The following is a 13,896-nucleotide window of genomic DNA, read 5'->3' on the forward strand; positions in this document are numbered from 1 at the left end:
CATCATGGAGCTGTCACCCTTTGCCAACGCCCTGCAAGCCAGCCTGGGCGCACACATTCCCCGAATCCTCGGCGCCGTCGCAATCTTTGCCTTGGGCTGGCTGCTGGCCGTTGCAGCCCGCGCGGGCATGCGGCGCCTGCTGGGGCTGCTCAAGGTCAATGTGCGCATCGAAGAAAGCTCGGGCGTGCAGATGGACGCCGAGTCGCCAATTGCCGCCGGCGTATTCTGGCTGGTGCTGCTGGCCACGCTGATCGCGGTGCTCAATGTGCTGGATCTTTCGTTGCTGACCAACCCCTTCGCTGCCATGATGAGCGACATCATCGGCTACCTGCCCAAGCTGCTGGCCGGCGTGGTGCTCTCGCTGATCGCCTGGCTGCTGGCCACCGTGCTGCGGGCACTGGCCACACGGGCGCTGGCCATGACCACGCTGGACGACAAGCTGGCCAGCGAAGCCGGCATGGCGCCCATGAGCCGCAATGTCGGCAACGTGCTGTTCTGGCTGGTCATATTGATGCTGCTGCCGGCGATTCTCAATGCCTTTGAGCTCAATGCCCTGCTGGGGCCGGTGACGCTCATGCTCAACCAGCTGCTGGGCATGGTGCCCAGCGCCTTCGCGGCTCTGCTGATCGCGGGGGTTGGTTATGTGGTGGGTCGGGTGCTGAGCGGCCTGGTCAGCAACCTGCTGGCGGCGGCCGGCACCGACCGCATCAACCAGCGCATAGGCCTGGACGGCTCCATCCGCCTGTCGTCCCTGGCCGGCACGCTGGTGTTTATCTTTGTGTTTGTGCCCTCGTTGATCGCCGCGCTCGACGCGCTCAAGATCGAAGCCATCTCGCGGCCCGCCTCGCAGATGCTCAGCCTGATGTTCGCGGCCGTGCCGCGCATCGTGGCTGCCTCGGTGATCCTGCTGCTGACCTGGTATGTGGCGCGCTTTGCCTCGCGCCTGCTCGCCAGTCTGCTGGAAAGCGCCGGCGCCGACAACCTGCCGCAAAAGATGGGTGTGCAGCATTTGCTATCGGGCGCCGGCCGGCCGTCGCGCCTGGCTTCCACCCTGCTGATGTTTTTCGCCATGCTGTTCGCCGCTACCGAGGCAGCCGGCCAGCTCGGCTTTGAGCAGGTAGGCGTGATGGTGGCCTCCTTCATCCGCTTCGGCGCCGACATCCTGCTGGGCGGCGCGATTCTGGCCGTGGGTTTCTGGATTTCCAACCTCGCCTTCGATGCCATCCACAAAGCCAGCGGCAAACACACGTCAGGGCTGGCCGGCATCGCCCGCGTGGCCATCCTCGGGCTGGTGATCGCCATGGGCCTGCGCGCCATGGGCATCGCCAACGAAATCGTGCACCTGGCTTTTGGCCTCACGCTGGGCGCGGTGGCCGTGGCAGTGGCGCTGTCTTTCGGGCTCGGCGGGCGCGAAGCGGCCGGCAAGCTGATGGCGCAGTGGCTCGAACGCTGGAGGGAGTAGAGCCCCCACGGTCGCTCACTTCGTGTAGCTCCCTGCCCCCCGAGGGGGCCGCTGCGCCTGCGGCCCGGCAAAGCCGGTTCCGCGGCCCCTGCTGGGTTGAAGAGTTCTTTGGGCGCGAACAGCGAGGGGATTTCACCAGTGGGGGCCGAGGGTCCGGCTTTGCCGGCCCCAGGCGCCGCCCCTGAGGGGGGACAGGCTACACGTAGTGAGCCTGGGCGGGGGGTACGATCTAGCCATGCTGCAAGTCCGCCACCTCGCCAAACGTTATCTCAACACCCCTGTCTTTTCCAATGTTTCGCTCGATGTAGCACCGGGCGAGTTTGTGGCCATCGTCGGTGAATCAGGTGTAGGCAAGTCCACGCTGCTCAATTGCATGGCCGGGCTAGACAGCTGGGACGAAGGCTCGGTGCAGCTCAATGGCCAGGATCTGGACACGCTGAGTGATGACGCTCGCGCCTTGTTGCGCCGCCGCCATGTGGGTTTTGTGTTTCAGGCTTTTCATGTGTTGCCGCACCTGGATGTGGCGCAGAACGTGGCGCTTCCGCTGCTGCTGCTGAATCAACCTGACGACGCGCGGGTAAAAGCCATGCTGGATGCGGTGGGCCTTAACGGCCTGGGCGCCCGCCTGCCGCAGCAGCTGAGCGGCGGGCAGTTGCAGCGCGTGGCGATTGCGCGGGCGCTGGTGCACCGGCCCAGCCTGCTGCTGGCCGATGAGCCCACCGGCAACCTGGACCCGGCCACAGCGGCACTGGTGATGGATGCGTTGATTGCGCAGACGCGTGAGCAAGGCGCATCCATGGTGCTGGTAACTCACTCCGAAGCAGCCGCCGCGCGCGCCGACCGCAGGCTGCATCTCAGCGCCAGCGGCATCTCAGCCTGAAGAGCCCCTTTTAGCGGCCGGCCAGCAACTCGGCGTAGCGCGCCATGTCGACGTTGCCGCCGCTCACGATCACGCCGATACGCTCGCCTTTGCCCGCGCCGCCTTCCAGCGCGGCGCAGGCAGCGGCAAATGCCAGGCCACCGGTCGGCTCGACCACCATCTTCATCCGCTCGGCAAAAAAGCGCATGGCTTCCACCAGTTGCGCATCACTCACGGTGAAGATGTCGTCCACATCGCGGCGGATGATGCCGAAGGTGTACTCGCCCAGGTGCTGGGTCTGTGCGCCGTCGGCAATGGTTTTGGGCGTGGCGATGTGCACGATGCTGCCGGTGCGCAGCGACTGCTGGCCATCGTTGCCCGCTTCGGGTTCGACACCATAGATCTTGCACTTGGGCGCCAGCGCCCGCGCGGACAGCGCCGAGCCGCTGGTCAACCCGCCGCCGCCCAGGCAGATGTAGAGGCGATCCAGCGGGCCGGTTTCTTCCAGCAGCTCTTTGGCTGCCGTGCCCTGGCCGGCGATCACGTCGGGGTGGTCATAGGGCGGGATCAGCGTCATGCCGCGCTCCGCGGCCAGGCCCTTGGTCAAGGCCTCGCGGTCTTCGGTGAAGCGGTCATACAGCACCACCTCGGCGCCGTAGCCGCGCGTGGCGGCCAGCTTGGCGGCGGGCGCGTCTTGCGGCATCACGATGACGGCGGGCATGCCCAGCATGCGCGCCGACAGGGCCACTGCCTGCGCATGGTTGCCCGATGAGAAGGCGATCGCACCGGCCTTGCGCTGCGCCGCATCAAACTTCGACAAGGCATTAAAGGCGCCGCGAAACTTGAAGGCGCCCATGCGCTGGAAGTTCTCGCATTTGAAGAAAAACTTTGCGCCCCAGCGGGCGTCGGCTGTGGCCGATTGCAGTACGGGGGTGTGGTGCGCGTGGCCTTTGATCCGCGCGGCGGCGGCAATCACGTCGTCATAGGTAGGCAGTTGCATGGAGCGGTCTGGCTTTCTTCAGTAAGGCGTTCAGCAGTACGGTTGGGGATACGGGTCATGATAGCCGAGGCTCCCTTGCGAAGACCCCTTCGGCACGGCTTGCAGAGGGGCAGTTATAGTCAGCATCGCCATGCCTGAAACCTCCTCTACCCCTCTGGAAATCACGCCCAGCCGCCTTCCTGACGACCTGGCCGCAGTGCAACACCTGATCAACCAGTCGCAGCCGCAGGCCGCCCATGCCGCGCTGGCCAGCGTGCTGCAGCAGCGCCCCAACGATGCACTGGTGCGCGTGTTTGCGGCCCTGGTTGCGCGCATGGGCAAGCAGTTCGCGCAAGGCCGCACGGAGGTCGAGTTGGCCCTCCAGCTCAACCCGCAGTTTTTCCCGGCCTGGATAGAGCTGGCCCGGCTGGAGCACGCCACCGGCCGGCTCGACGAAGCCGCCCTGGCCTTCAAGCAAGCCCATGAGCTGCTGCCGGACGCAGTCGACGGTTTGCTGGAGTGGTACGGCGTGCTCTATGACGCCAGGCGCTACGCCGAGTCCCTGCCGGTGATCGCGCTGCTGGCCGAGCGCCGGCCGGACGATGTGTCGGTGCGGCTTTACCTGGCTTCCACCCTGCAGCAGCTGGGCCGCCACGCCGAAGCGTCGGCGCTGTATGAGCCACTGCTGGCGCAGGCGGCGCAGTTTCCGCTCATGCTGAACAACTACGCGGCCGCCTTGATGAATACCGGCCGGCAAAGCGAAGCCCTGCCTATCTTCCAGCAGGAAGTGGCGGCCCGCCCCGACAACACCCTGGCGCGCGTGAATCTTGCCACCTTGCTGAAAGAACGCTTTGATATTGACGCCGCGCAAGAGCAGCTGCGCACCGCCGCCGCGCAAGCGCCCCGCTACCCCATCGTGCACAACAACCTCGGCTTGCTGCTCAAGGAATACCAGCAGTGGGATGAAGCCGAAGCCTGCTTCAGGCGCGCGCTGGCCCTGGACGAAAACTACTTCGGCGCGCGCTGGAACCTGGCTATGCACCGTCTGCTGCGCGGCGACTTTGCCGAAGGCTGGCCGCTGCACGAGGCGCGCTGGGTGGGCGCACCCGAGTTGCGCCATCAGCCCAACGAATTGCCCAAACCCCGCTGGCGGGGCGAGCCCCTTGAGGGCAAGACACTGCTGGTGTGGAGTGAACAGGGCGCTGGCGACATCCTGCAGTTTGTGCGCTACCTGCCGCGCCTGGCCGAGCAGGTGCATGCCCAGGGCGGGCGGTTGCTGCTCAGTGCCAACAAGACGCTGCAGCCGCTGCTGAACGCCAGCTTCAAGGCCGTGCTGGACGCACCCGTCATTGACGACACCGTGCCGCTGCCGCTGGCCGACTTTGACTGCCACTGCCCATTGCTCTCGCTGCCCCTGCACCTGGGTATAGGCGCCGGCGACCTTGCCGTGCCTGTGCCTTACCTCAAGCCCGCAACCGCGCGCGTGACCCACTGGAAAAAGCAGCTGGCCGAAGACCAGCAGCTGCGCGTGGGCCTGGCCTGGAGCGGCAGCCTCACGCACCAGCGCAACCCGCTGCGCGCCGTGGGCATTGATGCCTACACCCGCTTTGCGGACGTGCCGGGCGTGAGTTTTTACAACCTGCAGTTCGGCGCCGCAGCCGATGTGGCAAAGGCCCGCGAGGCCGGCCTGCCTTTGATCGATTTGACGCCGGAGATGGCCGACTTCAATGACTCCGCTGCCTTCATGTCGCAGCTGGACCTGGTCATCAGCGTCTGCACTTCGACCGCCCACCTGGCCGGCGCGCTGGGCAAGCCCTGCTGGGTGCCGCTGGATGTGAATCCGCACTGGGTCTGGATGCTGGAGAGCGAAGACAGCCCCTGGTACCCGCACACCCGGCTGTTCCGCCAGCCGGCTTACCGCCAGTGGGAGCCGGTGCTGGAACGCCTGCATGCGGCCTTGCGAGAGTGGGCCGCCAATGGCGGGCAGGCGGCCAAGCCGGCCAAAGCACCCAAACCCGCCAAGCCCCGCAAAGGCTGAGCGGGCAACCGCATCCGGCTATGCGCGCCCTGCTCTCAAGCTTTTCCTGGCGGGAGCTGCAACACCATCCCTGGCGCAATGCCGCTGCGGTGGTGGCCGTGATGCTCGGTGTGGCGCTGGCGTTTTCGGTGCAACTGATCAATGCCTCGGCACTCAGCGAGTTTTCGCAAGCCGTGCGCGCGGTGAGCGGCCAGCCTGACCTGGAGCTGCGTGCCGTGCAGGGCGGCTTTGACGAGAACCTCTACCAACGCGTGGCCGGCCACCCGCAAGTCGCCCTGGCCAGCCCGGTGCTGGAAGTCAGCACCTACGCCCTGGACGGCAAAGGCCAGCGCCTGCCTTTGCGCATCATCGGCGTGGATGCGCTGGCCGTCGCGCCCATCGCGCCGGCCCTGATGCCGGTGCCCTCGTCACAAGCGGAACGTTTCGCGTTATTTACGCCCGGCGTGGTGTTTTTGAATCCGGCCGCACGGCAGCTTTTCAGCGGCGACGGGTTGCGCCTGCAAAGCGGTCTTGAGCTACGCGCCGTCACGGTGGCGGGCAGCGTGGGCGCAGGCGGCGGGCCGCTGGCGGTGATGGACATTGCCGCCGCACAAGACTTGTTCGGCAAGGGCGGTCAGCTTTCCCGCATCGACGTGCGGCTCAAAGCCGGCGCAGATTCACAGGCCTTTATTGCCTCGCTGCAACTGCCGGCCGGCATCACCGCTACCGCGCCTGGCGATGCCGCCGAGCGGGTGAGCAATCTCTCGCGTGCCTACCGCGTCAATCTGACTGTGCTGGCGCTGGTGGCGCTTTTTACCGGGGCGTTTCTGGTGTTCTCTGTGCTGTCGCTCAGTGTGGCCAAACGCGCGCAGCAGTTTGCGCTGCTGGGCGTGCTGGGCCTGACGGGGCGTGAACGCCTGCAACTGGTGCTGGCTGAATCCCTGTTGCTCGGCCTGGTCGGCAGCGCGCTGGGCATTGCGCTGGGCACAGCACTCGCCGCGCTGGCGCTGCGCCTTCTGGGCGGCGACCTGGGCGGCGGCTACTTCACCGGCGTGGCGCCCGGCCTGCAATGGAGCGGCTGGGCCGCGCTGATTTATGGCGGGCTGGGTGTGCTGGCTGCCGGTGTGGGCGGCTGGTGGCCGGCGCGGGCCGCACAAAAGCTGCCGCCCGCGCAAACCCTCAAAGGCTTGGGCGTGGTGGCCCGGGCCGGCAAGGCGCACTGGCTCAGCATCGCCCTGGTGGCGGCCGGCGCGCTGCTGGCACTGGCGCCGCCGGTGCTGGGCATTCCGCTGGCAGCCTATGTCTCGGTCGGCTTGCTGCTGGTGGGCGGCATCACCGCATTGCCCTGGTTGATTGCCTTGCTTTACGACCGGCTCAGCCCCTGGGTGGCGCACCGGCTGCTGCCCTTGCTGGCGGTGGAGCGCGCGCGCCGCGTGCGCGAAAGCGCAGCGGTGGCCGTCAGCGGCGTGGTGGCTTCGCTCAGTCTGGCCGTGGCGCTGACGGTGATGGTGGCGAGCTTTCGCGAATCCGTCACGAACTGGCTGGACGTGGTGCTGCCGGCCGATCTCTATGTGCGCACGGCGCTGGGGACCTCGGCCAGCGACACGGCCTACTTCTCGCCGGAGTTTGTGGCGGCGCTGGGCGGCCTGCCCGGCGTGGCGCGGGTGGGCGCCTTGCGCACCACACCGCTGCTGCTCGACACGGCCATGCCCGCCGTCACGCTGATTGCACGCCCGCTGGACGAGCCGGCCAGCACGCTGCCGCTGGTGGGCCAGGCGCTGGCCGTGCCGCCCGGGCGCATCGCCATCTATGTGAGCGAACCCATGGTGGATCTTTATAGCGTGCGGCCTGGCCAGGATTTCCCCTTGTTGACGCAGGCGTTTTCACAATCATTTCGGGCTGCAGATGGCTCAGGACGAGCGCAAGCCGCTACGGATTTAATAGCAAATTCGCCCAATACCGCATCACCGCAACCACCCCAGTTTTACGTGGCCGGCGTCTGGCGAGACTACGCCCGCCAGTTCGGTGCCATCGCCATGGCCCGCAGCGACTTTGAACGCCTGAGCGGCGACCGCCGGGCCAATGAGCTGGCCCTGTGGCTGCGCGAAGGTGTGGGCGACAGCCAGGTGCAGCAAGCGGTGCGCGCACTGGCAGAGCGCCAGTCCGGCGCAGGCGCTTTGCTCGAGATCGCGTCCGTCAGCCAGTTGCGCGCCACCTCGCTCAGGATCTTCGACCGCAGCTTTGCCGTGACCTACTGGCTGCAGGCCGTGGCGATTGCCATCGGCCTCTTCGGCGTGGCCGCCAGCTTCAGTGCACAGGTGCTGGCGCGCCGCAAAGAGTTCGGCCTGCTGGCACACCTGGGGCTGACGCGGCGGCAGATTCTGGCGGTGGTGGCCGGCGAAGGCGCGGCTTGGACGCTCATAGGCGCGCTCGCCGGCCTGGGCCTCGGGCTGGCGGTGTCTGCGGTGCTGGTGTATGTGGTGAACCCGCAAAGCTTTCACTGGACCATGGACCTGATGCTACCCTGGGAGCGCCTGGGCCTGCTGTGCGCGGCCGTGGTGCTGGCCGGCACGGTGACGGCCTGGCTGGCGGGGCGTGCGGCTGCGGGCAAGGATGCGGTGCTGGCGGTGAAGGAAGACTGGTAAACGGCGACGGCTGAGCTCACGCACCTGTGCCGTCCTACAGGGGCCGATGCCTGATTCCCACGCCTTGCGGCAGGCCCGCGCAGCACACTGGATTCACGTCATCACCGCACGTGGAGCCCACGATGAGCACCAGCACCGTTCCCAACTTTCCCAATGTTCCCAATACCGTCATGCCTCGCCCACATGACATCGGCGGCCAGGCAAGTACAGCCTCCACCGCGGAGCGCGCGCCGCAAGCGCCGGTACGGCTCGCCCACGGCCTGCTCGCAATCCGCAACGCTGACGGCAGCGTGACCCTTCAACCGACGCAGCCCCTCACGCTTCAAGCGGAAGAGCTGGAAGCGCTGGTGAACGACCTGGCCGGCCTGCGGGCCTCCATGGACCCGCCCTACCCGCTGGACTGCCCGCCGCTGTGCGCGCTGGAGCCCTGCTACAGCCCGCGGCACTGGGTTGCCTGCGACCCGCTGACCGGGAAAATCCTGATCTTCCTGCGCCACCACCTGTTCGGCTGGCTGGGCATTGTGCAGACACCGGAGGCCTCGCTGGAGATGCTGAAGTCGGTGGCGGTGGAGATGAAAAACCTCGAGTGGTCTGAGGACGACCCCAAGCGCGCCTTGCACTGACGCGGCAATCCTGCAAACCATCTTCGCTGCATTGCAGCATGCGCTCAGGTGCAGGCGAACTTTAGGGCTACTTAGTTTTTTCCAATGACGGCGCGGCGGCTGCAAGGCGCTTTCGTTTGCTTACTCACCGTCACGCTTTTGACCCGCAATTGTCATCACGGCAGCGCGCGGCGCTTTTACCATGGAGGCATCACTTCAAAGAGGTCTTCACCATGGCATCCGTCAAAGCACCGCCACATGACTACCGCATTGAAAACGTCGACCCGGTTCAAGGCAGTCTGTTGCGCGCCAACTCCCAGCATCTTTACGCCGACTACTCGCTGGCGGTAGCCGTCGCCGTCAAAAGCGTGGCCGACCCGACGCGCCAGGAAGTGCGCGTCGTGCACATTCCCAGCGGGGAAATTGTGTTTCGCACGTCCGGCGCGGGCCAGGCGTTTTGAACTTGCGCCCACACTTGCATTCAGCTCAGCCGGATGCTGGCAGCAAAGTGGTCGTACACCGCCGCGATTCTTCGCAGGTGGCGCGACTCGGCATGCGCCAGCAGCCACAGGTCTGACTCGCAGTCCGCCAGCGTGCCGCCCAGCGGCACCAGCGCCGGCTCGCTCTCCAGCATGAAGACGGGCACGATGCCCACCCCCAGCCCCGCCTTGATCGCATCCGTCACCGCCACAATGCCGTCCGCGTGATGGCGCGGCGTGAGTTTGGGAAACTGCTTGCGCCGCCACAGCACAGACGGGTGCTCGGGCAGCGATTCGTCGGGCGCTATCCAGTCGAGGCCGCCCAGCCCCTCCATCATCGAGGCCGCTTTTTTTGAAGTCACCGTCTTGGCCAGGGCCTTTGATGCACACACCACAAAACGCACAGTGCCCAGCTTTCGCCCGACCAGGTGATCGGGCGGCTTGCGCGTGGCGCGCAAGGCCAGGTCGGCATCACGCCGGCTGAGGCTGGCGAGTTCATTGCCCGTTCGCATATCGAGTTGCAGCAAAGGGTGCTGCGCCAGCAAGGGTTTGAGCGAAGGCAGCACCAGCCCGCGCAGCACGGCATCGGTCGTCGTCAGCCGCACCCGGCCCGACACGCCCTCGTGCGGACGCTGGGCGCTGGCACGTGCGGCCTCCAGCTCGGCCTCTATGCGTTCGGCATGCGGCACCAGGGCCAGCATGGGCTCGGTCGGCAGGTAGCCCAGGCGGGAGCGCTCAAACAGGCGCTGGCCCAGGCTTTTCTCAATGCGCTGCACCGAGCGGAACACGGTGGAGGCATCTGCCTCCAGCCGGCGCGCGGCCTCAGCCAGCGTGGCGCCGCGCACCAATGCCAGCAGGGTTTGCAGGTCATACGCCGTCAGGTCGTATTGCGGTGATGCAATCGGTGTTTTCATTTTTGCCAATTTACATTGATTTTTTGCAATCGTACAGTGGCGGCCTCTTTCAACTTTTTCACCCTTTTATTGCGAGGCTTTTTATGAACACATCGACATCTCAATCCCTTGACGCCACCACCGCACAAGACTGGGGCGCCACCTTGCTGCGCATCAGCCTGGGCCTCATGTGGGTCACCCACGCACTGCTCAAGATCGTGGTCTACACACTGCCCGGGACGGCGCAGTTCTTCGGCTCAGTCGGCCTGCCCGGCTTTATGGTCTACCCCGTAGTGGCGATGGAGCTGGCCGGCGGAGCCGCCCTGTTGCTGGGCTTTTACGGCCGCCAGGTTTCGCTGCTGCTGGCGCCCATTCTTCTGGTGGCGGCCTGGGTGCACCTGCCCAATGGCTGGGTGTTTACCAACCCCAAAGGCGGCTGGGAATACCCGGTGTTCCTGCTGGCGGCAACGATTGCGCACTGGCTGCTGGGCGACGGCAAACTGGCCCTGCGCCGCAGCCGCATGTTCGCTCCGGCTTGAAGGGAACCATCATGCAACTGACCCTGATCAGCCACACCCTGTGCCCCTATGTACAGCGCGCCGCCATCGTGCTGGCCGAAAAAGAAGTCGCGTTCGAACGGCGTTATGTCGACCTGGCCCACAAGCCCGATTGGTTCAAGACCGTGTCACCCCTGGGCAAAACGCCGGTGTTGATGGTGGACAACGACGCGATTTTTGAATCCGCCGTGATCTGCGAATACCTGGACGACACGCTGCTGCCGCGCCTGCATCCGGCGGATGCCTTGAAGCGCGCGCAACACCGTGGGTGGATGGAATTTGGCTCTGGCGTGCTGAGCACCATCGCCGCGTTTTACAACGCACCCGATGCGGCGGCATTCGCGCGGCACCGCGGCGATATTCAGCGCCGGTTTGCCCAGCTCGAAGCCGTGTTGCCTGAGCAAGGCCCCTATTTCTCCGGTGCGTCGTTCAGCGTAGTCGACGCCGTATTCGGCCCGGTGTTTCGTTACTTCGACGTGCTGGAGAGCGCTGGTGGAACGGGGTTCTTTGACGAGCTGCCGAAGGTTCGCGCCTGGCGCGCCGCACTCGCTGTACGCCCGTCAGTGCAACAGGCTGTGGGCAGTGGCTATGCCGCGGAGCTGTGCAGCTTCTTCCTCGCCCGGGGCTCTGAGCTCTCGCGTCGCATCACAGGGCATGAAAGATAAACCTGATGCTATAAAGCGGATGACGGCTTTCGGCCAGAAGCGGACGCTGCCGCAGCCGTTCATTTTCCTTTTAGCTATCCAAATCCAGGACACGAATGAGAGCGATTGACGCACTGGCAGTCCTCGGGACTCTGCTGGGTTTTTACTATTTCGTATTAGGAATTTCTGCCGGTGCGCATTTGATGGACACGGAGCGCGCCAAATCGCCGGGAGAGCGTCTATTGCTGACCATTTACCTTTGGTCGTTTGATTTCAGCCAATTCTCCGACGAAGGCAAGAAACTCTGCAAGCAAGGAAACGGGGTTGTTGGGCTCGCTGCCGCCGCGTGGCTAGCCTGGGCGTTCTTGCGCTGACTTTTCAGGCCTGACGAAACGTAGCCAGCGTCTTGAGCAGATTGCGGGTCGCGCCGTCCAGGGCATCCAGCGGCCGGTGCACCATGGCCGTATGACGAGTCAACGCGGGTTTGAGCGGCACCAGTTGCACGTCGTGCCGCACGTTGGACTCTTCTATCGACTGCTCTCTCGGCAACACCGCAGCACCGTAACCGGCAGCCACCAGGCTCTTGATGGCTTCAGAGTAGTTGAGCTCAATGCGGGCGCGTGGCGTGAAACCCGCATCGGCAAACCAGGCCATGGTCATGCGGTACATGTGGGTGGGGGTTTCGTTGAAGATCAGCGGCCTTGAGGCCAGCCACGCGGGCGTGGCGTGTTTGGGCGCCTTCCAGCGTTTGGGCACAAAGGCCATCATCGGGTCGCTGCGCCAGTGCGTGATCACCATGCCGCGCTGCGCGGGCGGCGGTGTGGCGACAAGGCCGACATCCAGCGTGCCGTCCAGCAGCCGCTGCATGGTGTCGGCTGAGCCCAGGATGCTGACCTCGACATCGATGTCGGGGTGGATTTCTTCCATGGCCTTGAGCACCTGCGGCAAAAAGTACACCAGCACGCCGGTGGTGGTGCCCAGGCGCACGCGGCCTGTGCGGCCCTCGACATGGCGTTTGACGGCGTCCACCGCGTCGTCGGCGTCGCGCAGCAGGCGGCGGGCGCGTTCGACCAGCATGGCGCCTGCCGGTGTGGGCTCCACACGCCGGCCGCCGCGCACCACCAGCGGCGTGCCCAGGCGGCTTTCCAGCTCGCTCACATGCAGGCTGACGGTGGGCTGGGCCAGGTGCAGGCCCTGCGCCGCGGCAGAGAAGGTGCCCAGGTCGGTGATGGTGACCAGCGTCCTCAGTTGGTCCAGGTTCAGTTCGCGCATAAAACCTCAATATCAGTAATCCTGATACTTTTAATCAGAAATCTCAACTTCCACAATAGCATGATTTTCAGCACCATAGGGCACTTCCCACAAGGAGTACGAGATGCTGACGAGAACGATGAGGATCATTCCGCTTACCCTGCCCGGCTTTCCAGCCCGGGAGCTGGGACAGCGGCTTCTGGCCGCCCTGCACAAAAGCATGCGAAGGCAACGGGACCTGAACGAGCTGCGGCTGATGAGCGACCACCAGCTCAATGACCTTGGCATAGGCCGCGGCGAGATTCCTGGCGTGATGGACTCGCCCGGCCAGGATCGCTGGAAGCGGTATTAAGGCGGGCGCACCAGCCTGCCAGGCCGGCAGCACCCGTTTTGCATCAGCAGGTCTTGCTGCGAGAATCGGGCGATGACCTCCCTACAGACTTCCAGCAGCCCCTGGCTTAGCGCCGCCATCGCCCGCATCGAGGCTGATTACCAGCGCAGCGCCGACACCCACCTGATTCCCCTGCCCCTGCCGGAATTTGCGGCGCGCGGCATCGACTTCTATCTCAAGGACGAATCCACCCACCCCACCGGCAGCCTCAAGCACCGGCTGGCGCGCTCGCTCTTTCTGTACGCGCTGTGCAATGGGCTGATCCACCAGGCCTCCACCATCGTCGAGGCCTCCAGCGGCTCCACCGCGGTGAGTGAAGCCTACTTTGCGCGGCTGCTGGGCCTGCCCTTTATCGCGGTGATGCCGCGCAGCACCTCGCCCGAGAAAGTGGCGCAGATCGAGTTTTACGGCGGACGCTGCCACTGGGTAGATAGCGCCGCGCAGGTGTATGACAGCGCGCGCAAGCTGGCCCTGGAAACCGGCGGCCACTACATGGACCAGTTCACCTATGCCGAGCGCGCCACCGACTGGCGCGGCAACAACAACATCGCCGAAAGCATGTTCAGCCAGATGGCGCGCGAGCGTCACCCGGTGCCGCGCTGGATCGTGGTGGGCGCGGGCACGGGCGGCACCAGCGCCACCATAGGGCGTTACGTGCGCTACCAGCGCCACAACAGCCAGCTGTGTGTGGCCGACCCGGCCGGCTCGGTCTTCGGCGCGTACCACCGCACGGGTGACGCCAACCTGACCGGCGTGGGCTCGCGCATCGAGGGCATAGGCCGCCCGCGCGTGGAGGCCAGCTTTATCCGCACGGTGATAGACCGAATGGTCGAAGTCGCCGATGTCGCCTCTGTGGCCGCCATGCAGGAGCTCTCCCGCCTTCTGGGCCGCCGCGTTGGGCCTTCGACCGGCACCAACCTGGTGGGCATGCTGACGCTGGCGCATGAGATGCTGGAGCGTGGCGAGCAGGGCTCCATCCTCTCGCTGCTGTGCGATTCGGGTGAGCGTTACCTGCCCACGTACCACAACGCCGAATGGGTGGCTGAAAAAATGGGCGATTGCACTGCGGCCTGTGAACAGGTAGCACGCCTGATGCGGCCCGCGCCGGCGGCCTGAA

The 13,896-nt window shown here is 65.6% G+C and carries 14 protein-coding genes; 11 read left to right on the forward strand and 3 right to left on the reverse strand.

From position 1 onward, the window contains the following. The first annotated feature begins 4 nt into the window (after positions 1–4). Both BM408_RS02980 and BM408_RS02985 read left to right on the forward strand, forming a co-directional pair. Positions 5–1,462 (forward strand): mechanosensitive ion channel, encoded by a 1,458-nt coding sequence (locus BM408_RS02980; protein WP_092126696.1) that lies wholly within the window; start codon positions 5–7, stop codon positions 1,460–1,462. A gap of 235 nt (positions 1,463–1,697) precedes the next feature. Further along, positions 1,698–2,342 (forward strand): ABC transporter ATP-binding protein, encoded by a 645-nt coding sequence (locus BM408_RS02985; protein WP_092126698.1) that lies wholly within the window; start codon positions 1,698–1,700, stop codon positions 2,340–2,342. 10 nt (positions 2,343–2,352) lie between these two features. Here the strand turns inward: BM408_RS02985 and BM408_RS02990 are convergent, their stop codons facing one another. Beyond that, on the reverse strand, positions 2,353–3,321 hold the full coding sequence (locus BM408_RS02990; protein WP_092126700.1) for a threo-3-hydroxy-L-aspartate ammonia-lyase: 969 nt from the start codon (positions 3,319–3,321) through the stop codon (positions 2,353–2,355). A gap of 130 nt (positions 3,322–3,451) precedes the next feature. Here BM408_RS02990 and BM408_RS02995 point away from each other — a divergent pair, with 130 nt between their 5' ends. The 4 genes from BM408_RS02995 (at position 3,452) to BM408_RS03010 (ending at position 9,025) form a co-directional block, all read left to right on the forward strand. Next, positions 3,452–5,338, forward strand: a complete 1,887-nt coding sequence (locus BM408_RS02995; RefSeq protein WP_092126702.1) for a tetratricopeptide repeat protein — start codon at positions 3,452–3,454, stop codon at positions 5,336–5,338. Positions 5,339–5,358: 20 nt separating this feature from the next. Further along, complete coding sequence (locus BM408_RS03000) at positions 5,359–7,962, forward strand: ABC transporter permease (RefSeq protein ID WP_092126704.1); 2,604 nt, start codon at positions 5,359–5,361, stop codon at positions 7,960–7,962. Positions 7,963–8,084: 122 nt separating this feature from the next. After that, a complete protein-coding gene (locus BM408_RS03005) occupies positions 8,085–8,585 on the forward strand; it encodes a hypothetical protein (RefSeq protein ID WP_092126706.1) in 501 nt (166 codons plus the stop codon). 212 nt (positions 8,586–8,797) lie between these two features. Further along, complete coding sequence (locus BM408_RS03010) at positions 8,798–9,025, forward strand: hypothetical protein (RefSeq protein WP_092126708.1); 228 nt, start codon at positions 8,798–8,800, stop codon at positions 9,023–9,025. Between the two features lie 20 nt (positions 9,026–9,045). Here BM408_RS03010 and BM408_RS03015 read toward each other — a convergent pair whose 3' ends face one another. Next, entirely contained in the window at positions 9,046–9,957 is a 912-nt protein-coding gene (locus tag BM408_RS03015; protein WP_092126711.1) for a LysR family transcriptional regulator, read from the reverse strand. Positions 9,958–10,040: 83 nt separating this feature from the next. On the opposite strand from BM408_RS03015, the gene BM408_RS03020 reads away from it, so the two are divergent. The 3 genes from BM408_RS03020 (at position 10,041) to BM408_RS03030 (ending at position 11,511) form a co-directional block, all read left to right on the forward strand. Continuing rightward, the gene (locus BM408_RS03020) at positions 10,041–10,475 is read left to right on the forward strand and encodes a DoxX family protein (protein ID WP_092126713.1); all 435 of its coding nucleotides are present in this window, start codon (positions 10,041–10,043) and stop codon (positions 10,473–10,475) included. 11 nt (positions 10,476–10,486) lie between these two features. Further along, positions 10,487–11,158 (forward strand): glutathione S-transferase family protein, encoded by a 672-nt coding sequence (locus tag BM408_RS03025; protein ID WP_092126715.1) that lies wholly within the window; start codon positions 10,487–10,489, stop codon positions 11,156–11,158. Positions 11,159–11,253: 95 nt separating this feature from the next. Continuing rightward, the gene (locus tag BM408_RS03030; protein ID WP_092126717.1) at positions 11,254–11,511 is read left to right on the forward strand and encodes a hypothetical protein; all 258 of its coding nucleotides are present in this window, start codon (positions 11,254–11,256) and stop codon (positions 11,509–11,511) included. Positions 11,512–11,515: 4 nt separating this feature from the next. On the opposite strand, the gene BM408_RS03035 is transcribed toward BM408_RS03030, so the two are convergent. Next, a complete protein-coding gene (locus BM408_RS03035; RefSeq protein WP_092126719.1) occupies positions 11,516–12,409 on the reverse strand; it encodes a LysR family transcriptional regulator in 894 nt (297 codons plus the stop codon). 103 nt (positions 12,410–12,512) lie between these two features. On the opposite strand from BM408_RS03035, the gene BM408_RS03040 reads away from it, so the two are divergent. Next, positions 12,513–12,740 carry a DUF1127 domain-containing protein gene (locus tag BM408_RS03040; RefSeq protein WP_092126721.1) on the forward strand — a complete coding sequence of 76 codons (228 nt, stop codon included), beginning with the start codon at positions 12,513–12,515 and terminating at the stop codon, positions 12,738–12,740. Between the two features lie 72 nt (positions 12,741–12,812). After that, positions 12,813–13,895, forward strand: coding sequence for a PLP-dependent cysteine synthase family protein (locus BM408_RS03045; RefSeq protein ID WP_092126723.1), 1,083 nt, complete (start codon positions 12,813–12,815; stop codon positions 13,893–13,895). Position 13,896 lies beyond the last annotated feature (1 nt).

The sequence above is a fragment of the Polaromonas sp. YR568 genome, from assembly GCF_900116715.1.
Classification (GTDB): Bacteria; Pseudomonadota; Gammaproteobacteria; order Burkholderiales; family Burkholderiaceae_C; genus Polaromonas.